This is a genomic window from Aliiglaciecola sp. CAU 1673 (assembly GCF_029223185.1).
GTDB lineage: Bacteria > Pseudomonadota > Gammaproteobacteria > Enterobacterales > Alteromonadaceae > Bowmanella.
In genome coordinates, this window is record NZ_JARHUG010000018.1 from 74,012 (window position 1) to 95,886 (window position 21,875).

23 protein-coding genes are annotated in these 21,875 nt (G+C 51.6%); 12 read left to right on the forward strand and 11 right to left on the reverse strand.

Annotated elements, in window-relative coordinates:
- Window positions 1-15 precede the first annotated feature (15 nt).
- From P2G88_RS16415 to P2G88_RS16425, 3 genes are all read right to left on the reverse strand, one after another.
- Window positions 16-333, reverse strand: coding sequence for a hypothetical protein (locus P2G88_RS16415; protein WP_275797912.1), 318 nt, complete (start codon window positions 331-333; stop codon window positions 16-18).
- Window positions 334-492: 159 nt separating this feature from the next.
- On the reverse strand, window positions 493-1,182 hold the full coding sequence (tsaB, locus tag P2G88_RS16420; protein ID WP_275797913.1) for a tRNA (adenosine(37)-N6)-threonylcarbamoyltransferase complex dimerization subunit type 1 TsaB: 690 nt from the start codon (window positions 1,180-1,182) through the stop codon (window positions 493-495).
- Window positions 1,179-3,110, reverse strand: coding sequence for an ATP-dependent DNA helicase (locus P2G88_RS16425; protein ID WP_275797915.1), 1,932 nt, complete (start codon window positions 3,108-3,110; stop codon window positions 1,179-1,181). Before P2G88_RS16425 ends, tsaB begins: the two co-directional genes overlap by 4 nt.
- 501 nt (window positions 3,111-3,611) lie before the next feature.
- Here P2G88_RS16425 and P2G88_RS16430 point away from each other — a divergent pair.
- Genes P2G88_RS16430 through P2G88_RS16475 form a run of 10 tightly spaced genes read left to right on the forward strand, consistent with a single transcriptional unit; the run spans window position 3,612 to window position 10,893 of the window.
- Entirely contained in the window at window positions 3,612-4,106 is a 495-nt protein-coding gene (locus P2G88_RS16430; RefSeq protein WP_275797917.1) for a Na+/H+ antiporter subunit E, read from the forward strand.
- Window positions 4,106-4,387 carry a monovalent cation/H+ antiporter complex subunit F gene (locus P2G88_RS16435; protein WP_275797919.1) on the forward strand — a complete coding sequence of 94 codons (282 nt, stop codon included), beginning with the start codon at window positions 4,106-4,108 and terminating at the stop codon, window positions 4,385-4,387. Before P2G88_RS16430 ends, P2G88_RS16435 begins: the two co-directional genes overlap by 1 nt.
- Window positions 4,384-4,689, forward strand: a complete 306-nt coding sequence (gene mnhG / locus P2G88_RS16440; protein ID WP_275797921.1) for a monovalent cation/H(+) antiporter subunit G — start codon at window positions 4,384-4,386, stop codon at window positions 4,687-4,689. The genes P2G88_RS16435 and mnhG overlap by 4 nt, the downstream gene beginning before the upstream one ends.
- A complete protein-coding gene (locus P2G88_RS16445) occupies window positions 4,682-5,254 on the forward strand; it encodes a DUF4040 domain-containing protein (RefSeq protein WP_275797923.1) in 573 nt (190 codons plus the stop codon). Before mnhG ends, P2G88_RS16445 begins: the two co-directional genes overlap by 8 nt.
- On the forward strand, window positions 5,251-5,673 hold the full coding sequence (locus P2G88_RS16450) for a Na(+)/H(+) antiporter subunit B (RefSeq protein WP_275797925.1): 423 nt from the start codon (window positions 5,251-5,253) through the stop codon (window positions 5,671-5,673). Before P2G88_RS16445 ends, P2G88_RS16450 begins: the two co-directional genes overlap by 4 nt.
- Complete coding sequence (locus tag P2G88_RS16455; RefSeq protein ID WP_275797927.1) at window positions 5,673-6,047, forward strand: cation:proton antiporter subunit C; 375 nt, start codon at window positions 5,673-5,675, stop codon at window positions 6,045-6,047. The genes P2G88_RS16450 and P2G88_RS16455 overlap by 1 nt, the downstream gene beginning before the upstream one ends.
- Before the next feature lie 2 nt (window positions 6,048-6,049).
- Window positions 6,050-7,525 carry a monovalent cation/H+ antiporter subunit D family protein gene (locus P2G88_RS16460; protein WP_275797930.1) on the forward strand — a complete coding sequence of 492 codons (1,476 nt, stop codon included), beginning with the start codon at window positions 6,050-6,052 and terminating at the stop codon, window positions 7,523-7,525.
- The gene (locus tag P2G88_RS16465; RefSeq protein ID WP_275797932.1) at window positions 7,522-8,973 is read left to right on the forward strand and encodes a proton-conducting transporter membrane subunit; all 1,452 of its coding nucleotides are present in this window, start codon (window positions 7,522-7,524) and stop codon (window positions 8,971-8,973) included. The genes P2G88_RS16460 and P2G88_RS16465 overlap by 4 nt, the downstream gene beginning before the upstream one ends.
- Window positions 8,974-8,987: 14 nt before the next feature.
- Window positions 8,988-9,239, forward strand: coding sequence for a hypothetical protein (locus tag P2G88_RS16470; RefSeq protein WP_275797934.1), 252 nt, complete (start codon window positions 8,988-8,990; stop codon window positions 9,237-9,239).
- The gene (locus tag P2G88_RS16475) at window positions 9,226-10,893 is read left to right on the forward strand and encodes a Na(+)/H(+) antiporter subunit D (protein WP_275797937.1); all 1,668 of its coding nucleotides are present in this window, start codon (window positions 9,226-9,228) and stop codon (window positions 10,891-10,893) included. Before P2G88_RS16470 ends, P2G88_RS16475 begins: the two co-directional genes overlap by 14 nt.
- Before the next feature lie 114 nt (window positions 10,894-11,007).
- Here P2G88_RS16475 and P2G88_RS16480 read toward each other — a convergent pair whose 3' ends face one another.
- From P2G88_RS16480 to P2G88_RS16505, 6 genes are all read right to left on the reverse strand, one after another.
- Window positions 11,008-11,301, reverse strand: coding sequence for a TfoX/Sxy family protein (locus P2G88_RS16480; RefSeq protein ID WP_275797939.1), 294 nt, complete (start codon window positions 11,299-11,301; stop codon window positions 11,008-11,010).
- A 69-nt stretch (window positions 11,302-11,370) separates the two neighbouring features.
- Window positions 11,371-12,063 (reverse strand): hypothetical protein, encoded by a 693-nt coding sequence (locus P2G88_RS16485; protein ID WP_275797941.1) that lies wholly within the window; start codon window positions 12,061-12,063, stop codon window positions 11,371-11,373.
- Between the two features lie 71 nt (window positions 12,064-12,134).
- Window positions 12,135-12,518 (reverse strand): VOC family protein, encoded by a 384-nt coding sequence (locus tag P2G88_RS16490; protein WP_275797943.1) that lies wholly within the window; start codon window positions 12,516-12,518, stop codon window positions 12,135-12,137.
- Window positions 12,519-13,004: a histidine phosphatase family protein gene (locus P2G88_RS16495; protein WP_275797946.1), complete on the reverse strand. Its 486-nt coding sequence runs from the start codon at window positions 13,002-13,004 to the stop codon at window positions 12,519-12,521. It abuts the gene before it with no gap.
- A 57-nt stretch (window positions 13,005-13,061) separates the two neighbouring features.
- Window positions 13,062-14,351 (reverse strand): amidohydrolase family protein, encoded by a 1,290-nt coding sequence (locus tag P2G88_RS16500; protein WP_275797948.1) that lies wholly within the window; start codon window positions 14,349-14,351, stop codon window positions 13,062-13,064.
- Between the two features lie 220 nt (window positions 14,352-14,571).
- The gene (locus P2G88_RS16505) at window positions 14,572-17,160 is read right to left on the reverse strand and encodes a TonB-dependent receptor (RefSeq protein WP_275797950.1); all 2,589 of its coding nucleotides are present in this window, start codon (window positions 17,158-17,160) and stop codon (window positions 14,572-14,574) included.
- A 463-nt stretch (window positions 17,161-17,623) separates the two neighbouring features.
- On the opposite strand from P2G88_RS16505, the gene P2G88_RS16510 reads away from it, so the two are divergent.
- Window positions 17,624-18,541, forward strand: coding sequence for a cation diffusion facilitator family transporter (locus P2G88_RS16510; RefSeq protein WP_275797952.1), 918 nt, complete (start codon window positions 17,624-17,626; stop codon window positions 18,539-18,541).
- A gap of 19 nt (window positions 18,542-18,560) precedes the next feature.
- Here P2G88_RS16510 and P2G88_RS16515 read toward each other — a convergent pair whose 3' ends face one another.
- Together P2G88_RS16515 and P2G88_RS16520 are read right to left on the reverse strand one after the other, a co-directional pair.
- Window positions 18,561-19,313 carry a LytTR family DNA-binding domain-containing protein gene (locus P2G88_RS16515; RefSeq protein WP_275797954.1) on the reverse strand — a complete coding sequence of 251 codons (753 nt, stop codon included), beginning with the start codon at window positions 19,311-19,313 and terminating at the stop codon, window positions 18,561-18,563.
- Window positions 19,304-20,338, reverse strand: coding sequence for a histidine kinase (locus P2G88_RS16520; protein ID WP_275797956.1), 1,035 nt, complete (start codon window positions 20,336-20,338; stop codon window positions 19,304-19,306). Before P2G88_RS16520 ends, P2G88_RS16515 begins: the two co-directional genes overlap by 10 nt.
- 156 nt (window positions 20,339-20,494) lie before the next feature.
- Here P2G88_RS16520 and P2G88_RS16525 point away from each other — a divergent pair, with 156 nt between their 5' ends.
- The gene (locus tag P2G88_RS16525; RefSeq protein ID WP_275797957.1) at window positions 20,495-21,709 is read left to right on the forward strand and encodes a hypothetical protein; all 1,215 of its coding nucleotides are present in this window, start codon (window positions 20,495-20,497) and stop codon (window positions 21,707-21,709) included.
- Window positions 21,710-21,875 lie beyond the last annotated feature (166 nt).

Below are 21,875 nucleotides of genomic sequence, written 5' to 3' on the forward strand. Positions count from 1 at the left end.
TAAGGAGAAAAGCAGCTAAACGTAGGTATCGATACCCATAGATTGGTGGATTTCGTCGCGAAGCTGTTCCTTGGCCAGGCTTTGGTAGGCATCCAGTGCAGCGCGATTTTTACCATTGGGCTCTTCATAAAAGCGCTGCTGCTCTTGCTGATATTTATCGGCTTGTACGCGGGACTCTTCGGTGCCCTGACGGACCACCACCTGGCGCGGCGGTAATTGTGTGGTGCTGTCGTCTTGTTGCTGACGTGACGGGGCCTCCCGCTGTGGTCCTTTGACCACCGGATTGCTGATCAGCCCTTGTTGCGAGGCAATAATTGAAGCGTCTATGTCCACGTTTTTTGGTTACTGCTAAGTGATATCAGACAAAAGCCAAAATGCTGGCAGTATTAAAGGGTACTGCCACCAACCAACTCTCTACGCAAGATTCATTCCACTCTTACAGCTGCTCGTACCTCGTAGCTCGTAGCTCGTAGCTCGTAGCTCGTAAAGTATCTACTCGCGACCAGGCAATTTCTTCCACGTCACCTGATCGCGCAAATACACCGGCTCGATATCTTCTACGGCGCTACCCGCCCCTTGCTGCAACTGCTGCCTGGCTAAAGGCAGCATAAACAGGGCGCTGGGGTAAAGGATATTGTCTGTTACCTTCACCCAAGCTTTTGGGTTCAGTGCCGCATACGCTGCCCAGCCGGTGCCAACGCCGGTTGGCGCAACGGGCAGTTCGTCGATAAGACTGGCGGCATCCTGCGGTGGCAATACCTGCTCGGGATAACGCAAATCAATCTGCCCGTTATCAAAGTGATAGCAGCCCAAATAGACTTCATCCATACGCGCATCAATAGCCGCGACTACTTCGGTGGCGCCCAGCTCGCTGTGAGCTTGTTGGGCCATGGCGGCCAACGTAGAAATTCCCACCACCGGTAAACCGGTGCCCAAGGCCAGGCCTTGGATCATGCCGGTGGCAATACGCACACCGGTAAAACTGCCAGGGCCGCGCCCATAGGCCAGACCATCCAGATCCTTTAAGGTCGCACCGGCTTCTTTAAGCAGTTCATCCACCATCGGCAGCAGACGTTGGCTATGTTGCTGCGGGCAGATCTCAAACCGATGCCATTGACGCTCGCCAATTTGCAAGGCGGCGGAACAGGCTTCAGTGGCGGTGTCGATAACCAGTATGTTCATGGCTCGGAGGATTCCTGTGAAATGTGCTCTAAAAATGCCAGCGCCTCGTCCAATGTGCGGGTGCGCCGCATATCCGGCAGGCTCGATATAAAAGTTTTACCATAATCGCGGGTCACCAAGCGATTGTCGCATATCACCAGCACTCCTTTATCGCTGGCATCCCGGATCAGTCGGCCTGCCCCCTGTTTAAGGGTGATCACGGCCTGGGGGATCTGGATTTGCGCAAAAGGATTGCCGCCACGCTTGCGGCAATCTTCGATTCTGGCTTGCAGCAGCGGATCGTCCGGTGAGGCAAAGGGTAGTTTATCAATCAACACACACACCAGATGTTCGCCGCGTACATCCACCCCTTCCCAGAATGCGCCGGTACCCAGCAACACGGCATCACCGTCATCCATATAGGCCTCCAGCAGCGCCCGCTTACTGGTGGTACCCTGGACCAGAATCGGGTTGGTGATGCGCTCGGGCAACATGGCGGCGATATCATTCATCATGGCATGGCTGGTAAACAGTAAAAAGCAGCGCCCCTTGCTGGCATTAATCAACTTTACCGCAATATCGGCCAGGGTTGCTTTCATGGTAAAAGCGCTGGGTTCGGGTAAATACCGGGGCACACAAAGTATGGCCTGAGACGGATAGTCAAAGGGACTGTCCAGGGCTAACGTGGCGGCATCATTGAGGCCAAGGCGACGGGTAAAATGTTCAAAGCCATCGCCCACCAGCAACGTGGCGGAAGTAAAGATCCAGCTGCGCCTGGGCTCGGCAATCATCTCTGCAAAGCGACCGGCAATAGACAACGGGGTTAAGTGCAAGACAATATGGCGCGGCGTGGTTTCATACCACAAACTGATCCCCAGCTTGTCCTTGTCGGTGAGCTTGTTCAGCTTACTTCTGGCTTCGGCTGCACGTTCATACAGATTATCCAGATCTTTGTCTCGACCGAGGTGCAGTTTTAAGACCTCGTAGACCAGCTCCAGGGTTTCCTTGAGCTTTTGCACCTGGGCATCCACCTCATCGCGCAGCAACTGCTCGCGCCAGTTTCCGCGCTGCGGGGTTTCCGGAAACAGTAAGCGCAGATCCATGGCAATCATCTTCAGCTTTTCGGCCACCTTGGAAAGCTGTTGGGCATCTTTGAGGCTGGTACGATAGACCAAATCCATATCGGTGGCCAGGTCCTGCAACTGGCGACTGGAAAGCGCTTCGCCAAAGTATTCGCTGGCAATTTCCGGGATTTGATGGGCTTCATCAAAGACAATTACATCCGCTTCGGGAATCAGCTCACCAAAGCCAGTGTCTTTGAGGGCCATATCGGCGAAGAACAAATGGTGGTTAACCACCACCAGGTCGGCATCCATGGCATTGCGCCGGGCTTTGACCAGATAGCAATCTTCATAATTGGGACAGTCTTTGCCCAGACAGTTATCCACGGTAGAGGTTACAAAAGGCAACACCCGGGCATCTTCGGGCAGCGAGCGAAGCTCACCCATATCACCGGTTTTGGTGCTGCTCGCCCATTCACGCACCAGTGTAAGCTCGTGCAATACGGTTTTATCCACCAAGGTGCTGTTGCCGCCATGTTGTGCCAGGCGGTGTATACATAAGTAGTTGGCGCGCCCTTTTAACAACTGGGTTTTGCCGCCCATGGCCAAGGCTTTTTTGACCAGTGGCAGGTCGCGGTGATAGAGCTGCTCCTGCAGGTTTTTGGTACCGGTGGAGAGAATGACTTTTTTACCGCTTAACAGTGAGGGCACCAAGTAGGCAAAGGTTTTGCCGGTACCGGTGCCCGCTTCCACGACTAATTGCCCTTTTTTGGCGATCGCCTGCTCCACGGCTTCGGCCATCTGGATCTGTGCCTCACGGGGCGCAAACCCCTGAATGGCTGTGGCAAGGGCCCCGTCTTTGGCGAAGGCTTTTCTGGTCGTTGGCATCGGTTCTCCTGAGTCGACGGCGGATTATGCCAAAAAATGCCGGCCCTGATCAGCACTTTGCCACGCCCAGCCGCAATTGCCGGACCGGCCAGTTATACCAAGTCCATTAATGATCTGGTCAACTCAGAGCAGGTCAGAAGGGCTTAGATCGAGGCGCCGCTTGACTACGGGCTTCCTGCCCTTCGCCTTTGGCCATCCTTTGGATGTTCAAATGTTTTCCAGAAACATTTGTGCAGGCATAGTGGTGTCTATGTCAAAGAAATAAGCCCTTCTGGCCGCTCCCTGTGGGCGAGGCCAAAATGCCCCCTGGCGGTGTTTGGCGTCTTTGATTTAGGTCCACTAAACCTGCAGCCCCTTGCCTTGCCATGGAACATTTTGACTCTCGCTGAGTGATCACATCATTAATGGACTTGGTATTACTACATGCCTAAAAAATCAACTAACCTATTGATAACCCGTTTTAAAATTCACCTGCCCAAAGCAGGCATAACAAGGGAAGGAATGGCATTGATAAGCAGATATGTGGGTCTGGCAGTGGTGTTGTTGCTGCTGTGGTGGCTGTTGTCCGGCCATCATTCAGTGCTGATGCTGTCATTAGGCCTGTTGTCTGTATGTTTAACCCTGCTTTTAGTGCATCGCATGGGATTGGCTTTTGCAGAAGGACCGCAGCATATCAGTCATGCCCGGCTGCTATACCGTTTGCCGCTGTTTTGGACGAAGCTCTTCTGGCTGATTGTGCTGTCCAACCTCGACATGTTACTTCGCCTGATGGGCATTCGTCGGCTGTCCCCGCAAACCCTGACCCTGGAACTGCCTTTTCGCTCCCAGTTATGTAAAGCCATTTATGCCAATGCCATCACCCTGACACCAGGCACCGCCAGCCTTGAACTTTCAGAGGAGTGTCTGGTAGTGCACTATCTCTCTGTTGAACACAGTCAGGCTCTGCAAGCGGGGCATCTGGCGATACTGGTGTCCAGACTGGAAGAGAAAGACTGATGCTTCTGATTGTTGTGATTGCCCTGATTTTACTGACCCTGGCGCTGGCACTAGCCCGGGCACTGCTGGGGCCCAGTTTGTTTGATCGCATCTTGGCGGTAAATATGGCAGGCACCAAGAGCGTGCTGCTGATTGCGTTATTCGCTGCCTGGTCCGGACGCATGGATTTACTGGATATTGCTCTGCTCTATTCGTTACTGAACTTTTTGGCGGTAGTCGCCGCCCTGCGCTTGATTGAGCGGGGTAAGCACTTTGCCTACCTGGACAAGGAGGAGCAATGATGTGGGAGGGATTGTCGGCACTACTGTTGTTTGCCGGGGCGCTACTGGGGTTAGCCGGTGCCATGGGTCTGCATCGTTTTCCTGACTTTTACACCCGACTGCATGCCCTGGGCATGACAGACAGTCTGTGTGCCTTTTTGGTGTTAGCGGGCCTGGCACTTCAAGAAGGACTTACCTTAGCGTCCCTTAAATTAGGACTCATCTTCGGCTTTTTGTTTTTTACCAACCCCACGTCAAGTTATGCCTTAGGTCATGCAGCCCGTCAGGCGGGCTTGCCGCCCATGGAGACCAAGCATGATTGATGTGGTGCTGAACATCGTGTTGCTGCTGTTTCTGCTGACCATGGCCGTATCCATCCTCTTTATCCGTCATTTAATGGCCATGGCGATGTTGTTTGGTCTCTATAGTTTGTTAACCGCAGCGCTGTTCCTCGTTTTGGATGCACCCGATGTGGCCTTCACTGAAGCGGCGGTGGGTACTGGGATCTCCACGGTGCTGATGCTGGCGACCTTGGCGATTACCGGAATTCACAAAGAAAAGCGCCCGAAAATACATCTTCCCGCCTTGTTGCTATGTACCCTGGTCGGCGGACTGTTGGTGGTGATCAGTCTGGATCTGCCGCCCCTCGGCGATGAACAGTCTCCTGCGCTGCAAGGGGTGGCTAAGCATTATCTGGAAAAAGGTAAAGAAGAAACCGGCGTACCCAATGTGGTGACCGCGGTGCTTGCCAGTTATCGGGGTTTTGACACCTTGGGCGAGGTGGCAGTCATTTTCACTGGTGGTGTCTGTGTACTGATGCTGCTGGGGCATTGGCGGCAAAAACCCAGTGTGAAGGTCAAAAATAAGATAAGGATCACCTCCCGATGAAGTCCCACCTGCTCCTTCAGGTTTTGGCCAGGTACCTGATCCCGCTGATCTTACTTTTCGCCTTCTATGTGCAGTTTCACGGTGATTTCAGTCCCGGTGGCGGTTTTCAGGCCGGCGCCATTTTCAGCGCCGCCATGGTTTTTTATTTGCTGGCGTTTGGCCTGCCTGCTGCGGAAAGAGTGTTGCCACCTTCCTGGCTCAGAATATTGGCATGCTTCGGTCTCTTGCTTTATGCCGGTACAGGATTGGTGGACGTGCTTCTGGGAGGGGAGTTTCTCAACTACTCGGTAATGGCTAAGACGCCGTTAGAAGGCCAGCATATCGGAATCATTCTGATTGAAATTGGCGTGGGTATGACCGTCGCTTCCACTCTGACCCTGATCTTCTATGCCTTTGCCCATTGGAGTCGTTTGCCTTGATGGAGAGTGTGTTGGATTTGGTGTTGGGGCATTTCAATTATTGGGCAGTAATTGCCTTACTGATGATTGGTCTTTACGGCATCATCGCCAGGCAAAATCTGCTCAAAAAGCTGGCCTGTCTAAGCATTTTTCAAACCGGGGTATTTCTGCTGTTTATCAGTTGGGGCTACCGACATGATGCCACTGTCCCTATCCTCGCTGAAGGATTCAGCCGCTACGCCAATCCGCTTCCACAAGTCTTGATGCTGACGGCCATTGTGGTGGGCGTGGCCACCCTGGCGGTGGGTTACGCTTTGATCGTACGCATCCATAAGGCCTACGGCAGCATAGAAGAAGATGCGATCCTCGAGAAAGACCAACAGGAGCAGGAATAAGCATGCTGATGTCTCTGCACCTGGCTGTGTTACCCATTCTGCTGCCCATGATTGGCGCACCACTGGCGGCTTTACTTGGACGGTCGAGCTGGGCATGGTGGATAACCCTGATAATCAGCATCGGCCAACTGCTTTGCTTTGTTGCCATGCTCCCTGTGGTCCTCGGCGGTCAGCCTTTGGACTACTCCATGGGAGGCTGGGCAATCCCCTGGGGGATCGCCTACCGGGTTGACGCCTTGAGCCTGTTTATGGGCTTGCTGATTGCAGCCATTGCCGTGCTGACCTGTGTTTATGCCAAGCACAGCCTGCGCACAGATGTTGATCATGAAAAGCTGCCTTATGCCTACTGCTGCATGCAATTGTGTGTCATGGGCCTGCTCGGTATGGTCCTCACTGCAGATATCTTTAATCTGTTCGTGTTTTTGGAGATTTCTTCGCTCGCCACCTATGGCCTGGTCAGTTTGGGTAAAGATCGGCGCGCCTTGCTGGCCGCGTTTCGCTATCTGGTCACCGGTACACTGGGGGCAACGTTGTTTCTGATCGGCGTGGGTCTTGCCTATACCGCCACCGGCACCCTTAATCTTGAGGATATGGCGCAAAAGTTTGCCACTAGTCCTCATCAACGGACAATTCAGGGTGCCTTTGCTTTTATTTTCGCCGGTTTGGTGCTGAAAATCGCTATCTTCCCGCTGCACCTTTGGTTACCTACGGTATACCGATTTGCTCCCAGCGCGGTGGCGGTGCTATTAGCAGCGACCGCCACCAAGGTCGCCTTGTATGTGTTGGTGCGCTGCCAGTTCGGCTTATTCGGCCAGGCCATCAGTGCCAGTCACTATCTGGCTGAATTACTGTTGGTTGGCGGTGTTCTGGCCATGCTTTATTGTTCCTATCTGGCCTTAAAAGAGGATGACTTTAAAGGCCTGCTGGCTTATTCCAGCCTGGCCCACCTCGGTTATATGTTGGGCGGTATGGGACTGTTGTCTGCAAAAGGTTTAAGCGCCAGCTTAATGCAGCTGTTTGCCCATACACTGGCCAAAGGCGGCCTGTTTATGCTGGCCGGCATTATGGTACTGAGCGCGGGCACCAGCAAAATAAGCCAACTGACAGGATTGGCCGGGCGCTCGCCTTTGTTGTTTCTGGCGCTGGTGATCTGTGGTTTAAGTCTGGTTGGTGTACCAGGCACTGTGGGCTTTGTGGGTAAATGGCAATTGCTGGATGCAGCGCTCACACAAGGACGCTTTGGGTTGGTGTTGGCCATCCTCGCCAGTTCCCTGATGGCCCTGGCTTATGTATGGAAAATACTGGAAACCGCCTACAGTAATCCCCAAAGTAACATGCAGCTAACCGTGAAACCGGGTTGGTTGATGCCCCTGTCCATGTGGAGCCTGACTCTCGGCTGTCTCTATTTCGGCTTTTTTAGTCAATGGCCCTGGCAATTGGCACAACATGCCGCGACGGTATTGTGGGGCAGCTCATGAGCCTCTCATTATGGCTGGGCATAGGGCCGCTGATCCCCCTTCTCGGCGCCTTGGCGGTTGGCTTTCTGGGCAGGCAGCCAAACCTGCGTGATGGCTTTGGCGCATTCACTGCGCTGATGCTTTTGCTTTGGAGTATCACTGGCTTTGTGCAATTCAACCTTAGCCACGAAGCACTGTTGTGGAATGCCCCCCTGATATTTGCCTCCCCGATAGAAGGCATTCCACTGGCCTTTAGCATTGAGCCACTGGGACTGTGTTTTGCCCTGTTAGCCAGCAGTCTTTGGCTGATCACGCACCTATACGCCATTGGTTATATGCGCGCCAAACAAGAAAGCCATCAAACCCGTTTCTATGTGGCATTTTGCCTTGCCATGGCTTGCCTGATGGGGCTTATCCTGGCAGACAACCTGCTCACCCTCTTCCTGTTTTATGAGCTATTGACCCTCACGACCTATCCTTTGGTTAGCCATAAAGGCGACGAGAAGACCCGCAAGAACGCGCGCCTGTATCTGATGCTGCTGATGGGCAGCTCTTTGCTGTTGCTGCTTCCCGGCATATTGGTGTTTTGGCAATGGACCGGCAGCCTTAACTTCACACCCGGCGGGTTGCTGGATAAGGATCAGCCCGGCGTTGCTCTTCTCTATCTGCTGTTTGTGCTGGGGGTGGCCAAAGCGGCGGTGATGCCGCTGCATCGCTGGTTACCGGCGGCCATGGTCGCACCGACACCCGTCAGTGCGCTGTTGCATGCGGTGGCCGTGGTTAAAGCTGGGGTGTTTACCTTGCTAAAAGTCACCCTTTACCTGTTTGGTGCAGAGGTCATTCATGCCCAGGCCACGCTGCTTCTGTGGCTGCCTGCGCTAACCATCTTGTTGGCCTCCTTTGTGGCCATGACCCGCGATAACCTTAAAGAGCGTCTGGCTTACTCCACCATCAGTCAATTGTCTTACATTGTGCTTGGCACGGTGCTGGCAAATAGCATGGGTTTGCTGGGCGGCGCCCTGCAAATGCTGATGCACGGCATGGCCAAAATCAGCCTGTTTTTTGTGGCAGGGGTTATCCTGATTGCCAGTGGCAAGACCAACATCAGCGAACTCACCGGCCTTGGTCGGCAAATGCCGCTGCCGTTTATCATTTTTACGCTGGCGAGCTTAAGCGTTATCGGCTTGCCACCTTTTGGAGGACTCTGGAGTAAATGGTACCTGGCACTGGGCACAGTGGAAGCAGGCCAATATTTACTGCTGGGGGTACTGATGCTGAGTTCCTTGCTGAATATTGCCTACTTGTTGTCTGTGCCCCTGGGTGCCTTTCGTCCGTCTGCACAACCTTTTGCCCTGAAGAAAGTGCCTCTGAGCTGCCAGGTGTCCATGGCATTGCCGGCACTGGCTTGTATTTTATTGTTTTTCGCAGCCGAGCCCCTGATCCAGCTGCTGCGCCCCATTACCGGTTGAGAAGGAGACGCGCCATGTCTCAGAAGCAAAAAGGTGTATTCGACAATCCGGCCAACGTACAAAGGCTATTGCGTTTTTTCTACAGTCTTTGTGTTGTGCTTTTTTTGCTGGATTTTGTGGTGCATCGTCATCATCTTCTTGATTTTGAAGCGATTCCCGGTTTCTACGCCGCCTTTGGCTTTGTCGCCTGTGTATTGCTGGTGCTGCTGGCCAAGTTGATGCGAAAGTTTCTTCAGCGCGACGAGGATTACTATGATAAGCGCTGATATCCCGCCCTTTTTACCTTTTTTCCTGGCCAGCATCTTATTGCCTTGGTTTACCGGATGGTGGCAAAGGTTGCTGATGCTGGTGCCGCCGGTACTTGGCGGAATAATGCTGCTGCTCTTTCCTCCCACTGAAGTAACTGCCTCACTGATGGGATTTGAATTAGCTCTGATACATGCGGATAAACTGAGCCTGCTTTTTGGGTTGCTATTTCACCTGGCTGCAATACTGGCATTTATCTTCTCATGGCATAAACAAAGCCGCTTCGAGCCAAGCCTGTCCATGCTCTATGCAGGCAGCGCTATCGGTGCAGTATTTTCCGGCGATCTGATCAGCCTTTTTATCTTTTGGGAATTACTTGCACTCAGCTCTGCTGGCCTGGTGATGATGGGGGGGCAAGCCGACAGCCGCAATGCCGGATTGCGTTACCTGTACGCCCACATTCTCTCCGGCCTGTTGTTGCTCAGCGGCATTTTGCTGCACTACCAACAAAGTGGCAGCCTGGCATTTGATAAACTGTCTCTGGATACCCTGGCAGGCGTTCTGATCTTCCTCGCTTTTGGCATTAAGTGTGCGTTTCCCCTGCTGCATGGCTGGATCACCGATGCCTATGCCAATGCCAGCGCTGCCGGCGCGGTGTTTTTGTCTGCTTTTACCACAAAAGTGGCGGTGTATGCCTTGGCCCGCAGTTTCGCCGGCACCGAGATATTGATTTACATCGGAGCCATCATGACCTGCTTTCCCATTTTCTATGCAGTGATAGAGAATGATCTTCGCAAAGTGTTGGCCTACAGCATGATCAACCAGCTGGGATTTATGGTCTGTGGTATCGGTCTTGGCACCGCCCTTGCCCTAAACGGTGCCGTGGCTCACGCCTTTGCCGATGTGATATTCAAAGGATTACTGTTTATGAGCATGGGGGCTGTGCTATTTCGTACCGGCCATACCTTGGGCTCGGATTTGGGAGGCTTGTACAAGTCCATGCCTAAAACCACGGTACTATGTCTGGTTGGTGCGGCCTCGATTTCAGCCTTTCCCCTGTTCAGCGGCTTTGTCACTAAATCCATGGTGATGTTGGCCATGCTCGAACAAGGCTATCCCATTTTATGGTTAATGCTGCTTTTTGCCTCTGCAGGCGTGTTTCACCATGCCGGGATCAAAATTCCTTACTTTGCTTTTTTTGCCCATGACAGAGGCTATCAAGTCAACGAAGCCCCCTGGACCATGTTACTGGCGATGGGCGTATCGGCCGTGCTTTGCATCCTGATTGGCAGTTACCCTGAACTTCTCTATCAATGGTTGCCATGGTCCACTTCCTATCAACCCTATGATCTGACCCATAGCCTGACCCAAATGCAATTGCTGTGCTTTTCGGCCCTGGCCTTTGTGTGGCTGAATAAGCGCGGCCTGTATCCACCGGAGTTACGCAGTATTAATCTCGATATAGACTGGTTCTACCGCCGTCTGTTGCCATTGGTGGCAGAAGCCTTAGTCAGAGATATGCGCGCCGTCAGGGCCAAATTATATGAGGGCTTCACCAGCCTTGTGCAGAAAATGCCGCGAAAACCGGCGTTTACCCCCTGGACCACCAGCGATCTAACCCTGCGACTGGCGCTGGTGTTGGCGCTACTGTTAGTGATTAGTTTGTTGGCTTGATCCCCTCTTACGGCAAGGGGGAATGACAAGGAGCAGAAACAGAGAAGTGAGATAAGATACTAGTCGTTCTCTTAAATAATATTGGCGAATAAGTATTCTATAACAGGCCTTTCTTCAGAACTTAAGTTCTCTACCCTCTTTGGCCAATTCGCTTTGCAGTTCAGCTATTCCTTCCAATTCCAGTAATAGACGGCCTTTTTCTTCCCGGGCAATATCCATCCAATGCCGGTCCTCGATGGCGCCCACTAAGGCATACAGAAAATTGAGGCTGGGCCTGCCTTGCTCCCTAAGACGCATAAAGGCAGCGACGGCACCCACCTGATGCAACTGCTCCGGACTGTGGATCCCTACTTTGATAAGGCATTGTTCGCTGGCCGGTCCCAGGCCTTTCATTTCTCTTAGTTTCATCTTCTGTATTTTTTGACGCCGATATCGGGTTTCCCAGCTTAACCTGTTGAAGGCAAAAGCAGAAGTGGACTACTGCATGGGGTTGTCTGGAGCATCCCAGTCTTGACGCATCTCGGCCAGCAACATTTGCATGCCCAACCAAACAAACCAGCTAATTTGTCCTATTTTTAGCAGGACCCCCAGGGAACTAAGTGCAGGGATCAATACCAGCATACCCACAAAGGCAACGGCTAAGCCAAGATAATGCAGCCCCTTGGGCAAAAGACCAGCTTCGAGCCCCGCCCAAGACACCAGTAGCACCCAGAGTGCACCGACAATTTCCGTTCCCCCGCCTAACCCGTCCGTGACCGCACCAAGGGCCAGCCCTACAGTTAAAGCTTGCTCGGGATCGATATTGGATAAATTGACCACCCGCTCAAGCCCGATATTGGCCACCATGCCACTGGCAATCACCAACCCCGACCATATCAGTCCAAAAGCGGTGGCCAGCAGCATCTGTGCCGGTGCTTTGGTGCGAAGCCTTTCATTGAGAGAGAAAACCAGGCCCACCAGAAAAACACCGAAGAGCACATAGATGACCAGATTCCACACGTAAATGACAGCCTGATGCTCGACCAGAAAGGCTAGTTGTTCTTGTGCTTCTGAGGGCGTGGCATCGCTTTGAATAGGCGACAAAAGCGTGAGGTACAACAGGTAGCCAACAAGGTAGGTGAAAGCACAGACCCATGCCGCTAACCCACCGAGTTTTTGTAAATTATTCATTAGCCTAGCTCCTGCATTGCCCCTTCAAGTTTATGCAAGAATAAGCATTTACACAGGTTATTCTGTTAAATCTACTGTTGATAGAGCTCAATTGGTAAGCCATCGGGATCCTGGAAAAAGGTATAGGCTTTACCGGTATATTCGTCGATGCGGATCGGCTCTACGGATACCCCCTTCTTCTCAAGTTTTTCGACCGCCTCAGGCACAGATTTGACACTAAACGCCAGATGACGTAATCCCTGGGCTTCGGGACGAGTCTGTCTTGGTGGCGGATTGGGGAAAGAGAAGAGCTCAATTTGGCCTCCGTCAGGCAGGCGTAAGTCCAATTTATATGAATCTCTTGCGCCGCGATAATGTTCAGCCACAATCTGCAAGCCTAATATTTGCGTATAAAAGACTTTGGAAACCGCATAATCAGAGCAGATGATGGCGACATGGTGGATGGCATTTAACATCTAGTTTGTCTTTTCCTTTTGCGGTTTAGCCGAGGCCAAAAGACTTGCTCTATTCAATACTGTCCAAGAGGAACAATCGAAGGCAAGACTCGCCCAGGCGCCGGTCACCAGGTTCTCCTGTGACTCTTGCAAACACAAATCCAGCAACTCATTCAGTCCCGGATTGTGGCCAAATAACCATATATGCTGCACATTGTCAGATTGCGTCTTTAAAAAAGACATCAACCGCTCGCCACTGGTTTCATACAAGGCCCAGTCCAACTGCAACCTTTGAAGTGGTATCTGCAGATACTCAAGATATATCAATGCGGTGCTGTATGTCCTTATCGCCGGGGAACACAACACCAGTTCAGGCTGCTGCCCAGAAAATTCTGCCGCCATCAGCGGGGCATCACGATAGCCCCTGGCATTTAGCGGCCGGAAAGCATCATCAATGTCATACTTCCAACTGGACTTGGCATGCCGGAACAGGGTCAATGTCTTCATTGAGTTTCCAATTAAGAACAAGTTTTTCTAAATATAATAAGCGTTTTCCTGGCGAAGCTACTTAGCTAGCAGCATCTGTACTGCCCGCCCGGCAGAACGAAGCATTGAGGTATCTCGCGCCGCCTTTTGCAAAGCTTGTATCTGCTTCTCGTCCAGCCATCGACCACCAATCATGACTCCCTGTGAGTGCTCAACCACACTGATATTGTCCAAGGGATTGCCTTGTAACAACACCAGGTTGGCCTTAAATCCCGGAGAAATCATACCCGCTTTTTCAAATCCAAGGATTTTTGCCGGCAATATGGTTGCACTTTTTAATGCGTTATATGCGGGGATCCCTGCCTCAATAAAAAGTTCATGCTCCCGGGTCATTGAAGCGCCAGGAATGATGCCGAAGCTACCGGCATCAGTACCCACCAGCAAAGGCACGCCGGCACGGTGCAAAATACCTGCTGCCGTTATAAAATACGCGGCATGGGGTGCCTCATAATCTGATACGTCAGCCCCTTTCCAATAGTTTTCTGATCCTGACTCTATCAGTCTGACAAATGGATTGATGGTTTCTGACCCCGGCCGATTGAGGTATTCACCTTTAGTTTGGGCAATTAGCACCAGGCGCCTGTGTGCAATCAGGGTGGGCGTTACCACATCCCCCGATGCCACCAATTCATCGGCCAGTTGCGCCATCTTCTGTTCATCAAGATCGTCCCTTAGTCCATGCCAAACGATGGTTTCTAAATGCTCTAAGGTGGTAAAGCCTTTGCCAACGGCTCCCTCCCAGGGGATCTCGAAGGGCTTTTCCCAGGGAATTCCCACCTCACGAACACCTTCAGGAGAATGACCGGTGATAGGCAGGCCCAGATTGGCGGCTTCTTCCAGAATGGCGGTATAGGCTTCGCGCGTCAGATTAGAATAGATTTTCAGCGCACGATAGCCTTGGCGATACTGCTGCCTGACGGCTTCCCGCGCTTCTTCAGCAGTGGTGACAATCTGCTGTATCAAATTTTCATTGGGACCATGGCTATTTAAGATAGGACCGGTGGTAATAAAATCCGGGCCAAATAACTCATTGTCCTGGTAACGCTCGGGAATCGTCAAATGAAACGGGTAGCCAGACATATTGCGCACACCCGTGCCCCCATGAGCCAGGTAAGCAGCCAGTTCAACTTCATCGCTCAGATGAATATGCGCATCAATCAAGCCAGGCATTAGATACTGTCCCTGACCGTCCACCACCCGAAAACCTGATGGCGCCTGAATACTGCCAGAAGGCCCTATTGCCTCAATGTTGCCACTCCGAATCAACACAGACTGTCCTGACACCACCTGCGCCATATCTTGTCGCATGCTGATCAGCTGTACGTTATCGAAAAGTGTGCCTTCCACTTGGTCTTTTTGGGGTGCTAATTCCGCTGGGTACTGTTTAGTGCATACCACCAAAGCATCAGCAAAGTGCCCGTCAGGGCCATTACGGTGATAGCAACAAATTTCAGTGAAATCAGTTTCATTGCACCCTATCAAAAAGAAAAGGCCGCATATAGCGGCCTTACTTAGGTTAGTTACGCTATTAGAAGCTGTAAACACCCCTGACGTAGTAGAAACCACCATTGATACCAATGGGTGAGGTAACAGGGTACTGAGCACCAGCAACTTCGGTATCCCATTGGGTGTTTCTGTCTGGATATTCATCCAGCAGGTTCTTGGCACCCACTACCACGTTGAAATTCTCGGTGAAGTGGTAACCTACTTCCACGTCCACGGTGAACTCAGAGCCGATGTGGTCGATGGGTAAGCCGGAATCCAGGTGATCTTCAAAGATACTTCCGAAGTAGCTTAAACGACCAAGAACACGCCAGTCACCATTGGTGTGGTTTGCAGTAAAGCTGTAACGCACCGGCGGCAGGTTGTCTTCCAGCATGCGTACGCGATCAGGTGATACGGTATCACCGGCATCATCCACTTCGGTTCGGGTCCAGTTGTAAGCCAAGGAGTACTTGGTGTCGCCACCAAACATTTCCTGGCTGTAGTTGGCGACAATATCCACACCCTGAGTGGTGGTATCGAAGTCGTTTGTGAAGAAGCTAACCTGACTGAAGCTGGAGGCATCGGTTACACCCTGCGCCAGCAGTGCATCAATATCGGCCTGGGTCAGCGTGATACCGGAGGCGGTACTGATCCGGTCTTTTAGCTCAATATTGTAGTAGTCGATGGTCAGGAAAAGGCCATTATCAAGTTCACCCACCAAACCTAAGCTGTAGCTGGTTGACTCTTCAGGCTGCAGCGGCTCTGCACCTTTTTGCACAGCGATAGGGTCTGTCGGTGGCAAGGTAGCACGGTCGACCAGCTTGGTTTCGCCATTGACGTTAGCAAAGGCCGTGGTTACGTTACGTACGTTAGACTGACCAATGGTTGGGGCCTTAAAGCCGGAGGCCAAAGCACCACGCAACGCCCAGCTTTCAGTAACCTGCCAGCGGGCAGACAGCTTACCTTTGGTAGTGTTGCCAAAGTCGGAGAAGTCCTCGTAACGAATGGCAGCTCCCAACAGCAAGTCTTCGTTGATATTGAATTCGGTATCCACATACAGGGCGACGCTATGACGGCTGTCTTTACCTTGGAATTTAGGTGCCAACCCAGGGAATCCATTGGAGCCTATCCCAAAACCTTGCAAGCCTAATATGCCTCTTTCGTATGATTTTGGATCGCCAGCGATGGATTCATAGGATTCATGACCATATTCGAAACCAGCGGCGAAGTTCATGCCTTCGATGGCATCCATTTCAAAATACTTGGACACATCAAAGTTGGCACGCTTCTCGGACTGAATGTATTTACCAGGGTTAAATTCGGTGGGAGTATCCGGGCCTAAAGAGGGGTTAATGGTATTACGAATAAAGAAATCCACTTCGTTTTGGCCGATAGACACACTAGCATCATACAACCATTCATTACCCATATCGCCTTTGGTACCGGCAACAAACGAGGCATCGGTCAATACGCCACCAAACTTCGGGGTAAAACCGCCTGGGAACATCTCGTTAAAAGCCCAGCAATTAGGATTATTGGCTACTTCATTGATATAACGAGGGTTTTGCAGTACGTTGTCGCCAACCAGAATATCGGTAGGACAGTTACCACTCATATCACCGGTCAAGTCACCGACCAACAGCAGCTGGTTACCAAACTCATCGATGCCTCCATCGTTTACGCCGCCACGATTATGGGGGTTACGGTAGTAGAAGCCGCCTTCCACTTCTTTCTCGGCCCAGTTAACGAACATATAGGCTTCTTTGTCGTTACCCAGGTCCAGACCGAAGTTACCAAAGAATTTAAAGTCATATTTAAATTCTGGATTACCCCATACCTGTGCTACAGGCTGCGGAACAGCTGAATTGCCGCCTGCAATCAGTGCAGCAGCATCATCACGCTGCACGCTACGGCTTGTAGGATCCGCTTCTTTGTACTCCATAGAGAAGTTGGCAAAACCGTCATCAGACAACGGCAAACCGATATTACCGGCCACCTGAAAGGTATCGCCATCGCCTTCATAGTAAGAGCCGTAACGGGCTTCCAATGTACCGCCGTTGTCATCGTTCTTGAGCGCGAAGTTGACCACACCCGCGATGGCGTCTGAACCATACTGGGCGGCAGCGCCGTCACGCAATACTTCAACCTGCTTAATGGCAATAGCAGGGATCACAGATACGTCCGGGCCCTGAGCACCGTCTGACAATCCTCCACCTAAGAAGGTGATAACGGCACTGCGGTGACGACGCTTACCGTTAACCAACACCAAGGTGTGGTCAGAAGCCATACCACGGAGGTTGGCCGGACGTACCAAGGTAGAGGCATCGTTAATGGGCTGTTCGTTTACGTTTAAGGAAGGCACCACAGTCTGCAACATGGAAATCATGTCAGTAGAGCCCTGATTTTCAAATTCTTCACCACCAATAATATCTACTGGTACCGGTGAGTTGCCCACTGAACGGGGGGCAGCGCGAGTACCAACGATGGCGATTTTCTCTACCGCCGCATCGGCTTTGGGCGCTTCAGATTCTTCTTGAGCACTGGCTTGAGTAGAAATAATTAAACCGGCAGTAGCAGCGGTGGTTAGTGCAAGCTTGATGCTTCTTGACAACCTGGTGATATGAGTAGGCATAAACCGTCTCCGACTTGTTGTTATTGTCTGGTTGGCCGTGCCTTATTCTTATTATTGGGTCACTGAACACTAGGTGTTCAGGATTGGCGCGTTGCTCAACCAAGTTCCCCGGGCGGCCTTGGACATTGAAAAAGATTTCCAGGCCAGCCTGTTTTTATTTATCAAGCCGGTCTCAGGGTCAGCAAAAGCGTTGACGCACTGAGCAATAAATCATCAAGCGCATTTTTGGGTCTTTTGCCGTTTTTCGGTAGCAAGCCATTGACCTGCACAGATTTTTTCCGATTTTGAGACCGACTTAACCAACATATCCACTATCGCCACAGAACACAAGTTGAACACGCATTCAGTTACAGACTTTTTTACTGGTCCAATGATTCGGCAGTCACCTTCTTCTGTTGACCCGAGCTTGCCCGCCGACCAGCGGCAATATAGTCTGATGACAACGCCAGCAACCTAGTTACCCATGCATAGTCACTCACACCATCATCATGCTCACATCCACCATGACAATGGCACTCAAGGCCGCATGGCCATAGCATTCTTCCTTAATCTGGGCTTTGCCATTATTGAATTTATTGGCGGCCTTTTAACCAACAGTACGGCGATCATGGCCGATGCGGTGCATGACTTGGGCGATGCACTTTCTATTGGTCTGGCCTGGGTGATGGGCGGACTATCACAAAAGCCAGTCAGCACTCATTTCAGCTATGGGCTCAAACGCCTGTCGCTACTTTCTGCCTTGATTAACGGACTGGTCTTGATTGGCGGTACTGCCTGGGTATTGAGCGAATCCCTTCCCCGGCTGCTAGATCCGCAAATGCCCCACACTGCAGGTATGTTTGCTCTGGCGCTGCTAGGCATCGCGGTTAACGGTTATGGTGCCTATAAACTCCACGGTGGTAAAACCCTGAATGAGAAGGTGCTGAACTGGCACCTGCTCGAAGATATGCTGGGTTGGATCGCAGTATTGATCGTCAGCGTGGTGATGATGTTTGTGGAGTTGCCTATCCTCGACCCGATCCTGGCCATCACGTTCAGCCTGTTTATTCTGTTCAACGTGGTTCGCCATACCTGGACCAGCATCGGCCTGTTTCTACAGAAAAGTCCTGATCCTGCGATGCAACAACAACTGCAAACAACCTTACTGGCTATTCCCGGCATCAGCGCCCTTCACCACCTGCATTTATGGTCCCTGGACGGCGAGCAGCATGTGCTGACAGTGCATCTGGTTAGCGACAGGGTTTTGGATGCCAACGCTTATCAGGCCCTGAAAGCCGAAGTTAATGCACGGCTTGAGCCATACCGTTTGGCCCATACCACCATTGAAGTAGAACTGCCCGATGAGGCTTGCCGGGATGAGCATTACCTTAACCAACACTAAGTTGTTATTAATCAGACACTTACACTTTGCCGGCAAAGGTTTTTAATCGCTCTTTCACCTTTGCCAGATAGCGCCGGCTTACAGGATGTGAATTTCCCTGACAGACCAGGAAAGTCCCTTCCGCAGTCTGCTGCAAGCTGTCTATCTTTTCCAGGTTCAATAAATGGGAGCGGTGGCAGCGAACAAAGAACTCCGGGTCAAGCAAGGAGCACAGCTGTTTCATGGTATATCGCACGACAAAAACACGGTTACAGGCCTTGATGCACAAATAGTCCCCAACCGACTCAACCGCATCAATATGGCGAGTTTCAACCATCACTGTCTCCCCCTCGTCCTTGAGGGCCAAGCGCTGCAAGTAGCTTGACGGTAACGGTGAAGTGCTTTGCGTTTTCTCAGCCGGTTGACCCTGCTCATGACGCTGCTGCAATCTGCTTAAGGTTTGCGCAAAAAATTCATCGTTAATTGGCTTGGTGAGATAGTCTACGGCGGCCAGTCTGAATGCCTCTATGGCGTATTGCTCGTAGGCACTGACAAAGACTATCTGGGCACTGCAATATTGGCTCAGTACTTTGGCCGCCTCAATACCTGACAAACGGGGCATATTGATATCCAGGAACACCACATCCGGTTGCAGCTTTTTGGCCAGCAGCAAGGCATCTTCACCATTGTCGGCTTCTGCGGCGATCACAAAGCCTTCGGCCCGTAATAAACGCAGCCGTAACGCGTCTCTCGCCAGAGGCTCATCGTCAACCAGTAATACCTTCAGTGGCATGGGCTGTCCATGATGCTGATGGTAGCGATATGTTTTCCCTCTTGGTGGCGACAGTCCAAACGAGCCCGGTCACCAAAAAAGGTTTGCAGTCGCTGACCGGTGTTGGCGAGCCCCATGCCCATTCCTTCTCTAACTTCGTCAGTATTTTCACTTGGGTTGCTGACACTGATTCGGGTGCAATCCGCCATTTGCTCAACCTGTATGGAGATGTTTATCTCAGAGCCTTTTACCGCTACACCATGCTTTATCGCATTTTCCATCAGCGGCAGCAGCAGGCCGGTAGGTAAGGCGATATCTGGAAGTGGTTCGGGTAACTGCCAGTCCAGGCGCAATTTATCGCCAAAACGCAGTTTCTCTATTTCCAGATAGTGACGACTGCGCTGCAGTTCTTTTTCCAGCGATTGTGACAAAGGGGGATCGAGACTCAGCGTCTGTCGTAAAAAAGCACTGAGTTTCGACAGCATAGTGCGGGCCGAGACGGGATCCTGTTTCAATAACAGCGTGTCTACATTGGCCAGCACATTGAACAAAAAGTGTGGATCTATTTGCAGTTGCAACAGCTTTAACTTGGCGTCCCGTGCCTGCTGCCGCAGTAATTCCTGCTTACGCAATTGTCTGTCCAGGCGTTGGTGGTTTTGCCATAGCCAGTAACCACAACTCCAAAGCAACAACTGCATCACTGCCGATTTACCATTATGAAAATAGCCCCAAAAACGAAATTGGTTATTGGCAGACTCCAGTACATGGTACTCCAGCGCATTGAAGCTGGCCCGCCACAATAGGCCGAGAACAACCGACAGCACAAACGCCAGCAGCAATTGCGACACAATGGGCCAAGATCGAATCGCAACAAAGCACAGTGCTAACAACGAAGAATACAACGCCCCCAGGAACATATAACAGACTATCCAGAGCCAACTTGGTGGGTAGACATCCAACCAGGTAAAACGGGTCAGTAAAACCATGGCAGTCCAAAGCAGCAGCTGAACCCAGATAAACTGTCGGAAGGCAATGTTGCGGTGCATGTCGGCTTGGTACCTGTTTGTATTGGCAGCCATCATAGCGTTGCAACGCGCGGGACAAAAACCGAAAAACGCAAAACCACTGCCGAACTTCGCAATTATCTGCCCGAGGCGGGGCAGCGTCGTTACTCTCTGCTCACGAATTCACCGGAGAAACTTATGATTCGATTCTTTCTCATAGCGGCAGTGCTTTTTTGCAGCAGTGTCCATGCCAACGTCTACCGCACCCAGTACTTTGCTGACTTTCACTTCTGGGAGTCACCCTATCAGCCCTTTATCGGCACCATGCCGCTCAGCGAAGCCGATGCAAAAAACAGAGCCCATATTCAGGTCGGTTACGACAGACTCAATCGAATAGTGGATATTCAAACCCGCCTAGGAAAGGCATTTAAGGCCATTCCGACCCTTTATGTGCATGCGCTACACACCAAGATTGACTATCGCGACGATACGGAAGTGCATCAATTCTTCGACGGTTTTGGCAACCGGATCAGCGTCTGGGGGGAGGTCTGGGAAAAGCACTATCAAAAAGACCAACGCGGACGCTATCTGGCATTAACCTTTATCAACAAAGATAACCAACCTATCGAAAATGCCTGGGGGATCGCCGCTTATCGCTGGACCCACGAGGACAGCGGCACGGTGATAGAAGAGCGCGTTGACGCCAACGGCAAGATCAAAACACACCGTCCCGGCTTTGAGTTCGAGCGTATTCGCCTGGTGTTTGATGGTCGTGGCAACTTACGTCTGATGCAAAACCTGGACGATAATAATGAATTGAAAGCATCGGCCTCCGGCGCCGCCCAGTACCGCTACTTCTATAATACCCGCCAAGGCTTTGAGCGCTGGGAAGTGCTGGATACCGAAGGCAAGCCAGCCCTTGGTCCCACAGGCACTGCCGGCGAACAATACACCTTTGACGAATACAACTGGACACGGATCGCCTTTTTCGGCGCAGACGGTGCGCCCAAGATGCATGCCTCCGGTGCAGCAAACTGGCATGCTGCCTATGATCAATATGGCAACATGACCTCACGTTGGTTTACCGATGCCAAGTTACAACCGGTCAATGGTCAATACGGATTTCACAAACGAATTTCCATTTGGGACCCCAGCGGAATGAGGCTATTGCGCCACGAGTATTATGGCAAAGACGGTAACCTTACCCGTAATAGCGACGGCGTGGCCAAAGTCCACTACCTCTATAACGATATGGGGCTACTTCAGGAAGTGCGAAACACAGATGAACAAGATAGGCTGGTTAACAATGACTGGAGCGGTTACGCCCGGCAAACCTTCACCTACGACAATCAGCGCGCTCAGACCTCGAGCCAGTATTTTCTTGCCGATGGTCAGCCCTATAGTACTGAATAATAACCTGAACACAGACCGGCATTAAAAAAGGGCGATAATTCGCCCTTTCAGACTGTTGAAAAAGGCCTGGACGCAGATCCAGGCCTTTGATCTAATGAGCATAGTGAACAACATGGATTCACCATGCTTAGAGACAAAACCCCCCAACAATATGAACTAGAAATGG

Bases quoted from the DNA above. Each gene is read 5' to 3' on its own strand.
- P2G88_RS16445 (WP_275797923.1), top strand. From the start codon at position 4,682: ATGATTGATGTGGTGCTGAACATCGTGTTGCTGCTGTTTCTGCTGACC.
- P2G88_RS16525 (WP_275797957.1), top strand. From the start codon at position 20,495: ATGATTCGATTCTTTCTCATAGCGGCAGTGCTTTTTTGCAGCAGTGTC.
- P2G88_RS16475 (WP_275797937.1), top strand. From the start codon at position 9,226: ATGATAAGCGCTGATATCCCGCCCTTTTTACCTTTTTTCCTGGCCAGC.
- P2G88_RS16435 (WP_275797919.1), top strand. From the start codon at position 4,106: ATGCTTCTGATTGTTGTGATTGCCCTGATTTTACTGACCCTGGCGCTG.
- P2G88_RS16430 (WP_275797917.1), top strand. From the start codon at position 3,612: ATGGCATTGATAAGCAGATATGTGGGTCTGGCAGTGGTGTTGTTGCTG.
- P2G88_RS16425 (WP_275797915.1), bottom strand. From the start codon at position 3,110: ATGCCAACGACCAGAAAAGCCTTCGCCAAAGACGGGGCCCTTGCCACA.
- P2G88_RS16460 (WP_275797930.1), top strand. From the start codon at position 6,050: ATGCTGATGTCTCTGCACCTGGCTGTGTTACCCATTCTGCTGCCCATG.
- tsaB (WP_275797913.1), bottom strand. From the start codon at position 1,182: ATGAACATACTGGTTATCGACACCGCCACTGAAGCCTGTTCCGCCGCC.
- P2G88_RS16465 (WP_275797932.1), top strand. From the start codon at position 7,522: ATGAGCCTCTCATTATGGCTGGGCATAGGGCCGCTGATCCCCCTTCTC.
- P2G88_RS16450 (WP_275797925.1), top strand. From the start codon at position 5,251: ATGAAGTCCCACCTGCTCCTTCAGGTTTTGGCCAGGTACCTGATCCCG.
- P2G88_RS16500 (WP_275797948.1), bottom strand. From the start codon at position 14,351: ATGCGACAAGATATGGCGCAGGTGGTGTCAGGACAGTCTGTGTTGATT.
- P2G88_RS16515 (WP_275797954.1), bottom strand. From the start codon at position 19,313: ATGCCACTGAAGGTATTACTGGTTGACGATGAGCCTCTGGCGAGAGAC.
- P2G88_RS16455 (WP_275797927.1), top strand. From the start codon at position 5,673: ATGGAGAGTGTGTTGGATTTGGTGTTGGGGCATTTCAATTATTGGGCA.
- P2G88_RS16505 (WP_275797950.1), bottom strand. From the start codon at position 17,160: ATGCCTACTCATATCACCAGGTTGTCAAGAAGCATCAAGCTTGCACTA.
- P2G88_RS16520 (WP_275797956.1), bottom strand. From the start codon at position 20,338: ATGCACCGCAACATTGCCTTCCGACAGTTTATCTGGGTTCAGCTGCTG.
- P2G88_RS16510 (WP_275797952.1), top strand. From the start codon at position 17,624: ATGCATAGTCACTCACACCATCATCATGCTCACATCCACCATGACAAT.
- P2G88_RS16480 (WP_275797939.1), bottom strand. From the start codon at position 11,301: ATGAAACTAAGAGAAATGAAAGGCCTGGGACCGGCCAGCGAACAATGC.
- P2G88_RS16485 (WP_275797941.1), bottom strand. From the start codon at position 12,063: ATGAATAATTTACAAAAACTCGGTGGGTTAGCGGCATGGGTCTGTGCT.
- mnhG (WP_275797921.1), top strand. From the start codon at position 4,384: ATGATGTGGGAGGGATTGTCGGCACTACTGTTGTTTGCCGGGGCGCTA.
- P2G88_RS16495 (WP_275797946.1), bottom strand. From the start codon at position 13,004: ATGAAGACATTGACCCTGTTCCGGCATGCCAAGTCCAGTTGGAAGTAT.
- P2G88_RS16470 (WP_275797934.1), top strand. From the start codon at position 8,988: ATGTCTCAGAAGCAAAAAGGTGTATTCGACAATCCGGCCAACGTACAA.
- P2G88_RS16490 (WP_275797943.1), bottom strand. From the start codon at position 12,518: ATGTTAAATGCCATCCACCATGTCGCCATCATCTGCTCTGATTATGCG.